Here is a 530-nt window from a genome sequence, read left to right on the forward strand (position 1 = left end):
GCTTAAATCGAAAATTTGGAGTCAAATATGCCAATAAAAGAATTCGGAGATAGAAAGGAGTATGTTACTGCTCCTGAGCTACCTCATCATCTAGAGCATAAGCCTTTGTTTGCGATGCCTTATGAAAAGTTTGATGGCATCTACAAGGGAGATACAGATGCTCGTTATCTTTCTGTAGGTATCTCTCAATGGGACTCTAGCGACGTTTCGTTAAAAATAATGCGCCACACAGGAGATAAATGGACTCGTCAAGCAGAGGAGTTGCCTCTTCATCGTGTAATTGACTCAACAATTTTTCTCACAAAAGTGCTTCTAGATGAAAGTGATGATGTTATCGAAATTGAGCGTGATTTGTTTTTAGATCAGCATTCAGGTATTCAAATTGCCAAAGAAAAGTGTTCCGAATCTGATGCTTCAAGCTATGAGAACTACTTGTCTGACAATATGCCGATGCTTAAAAGCCGCCTTAAATCTTTATACCTCTTACTCGATGGATTGGAGAAAAAAGGTAAGTTTTAAGCATAACAATC

Annotated in this window: 1 protein-coding gene; it reads left to right on the plus strand. The window is 38.3% G+C overall.

The annotated features are described in order from the left end of the window. Positions 1-27: 27 nt before the first annotated feature. The gene (locus VHA02S_RS25100; protein ID WP_050567771.1) at positions 28-519 is read left to right on the plus strand and encodes a DUF6530 family protein; all 492 of its coding nucleotides are present in this window, start codon (positions 28-30) and stop codon (positions 517-519) included. The last annotated feature ends 11 nt before the right edge of the window (positions 520-530 follow it).

This window comes from Vibrio harveyi NBRC 15634 = ATCC 14126 = KCTC 12724, from assembly GCF_001591145.1.
GTDB lineage: Bacteria > Pseudomonadota > Gammaproteobacteria > Enterobacterales > Vibrionaceae > Vibrio > Vibrio harveyi.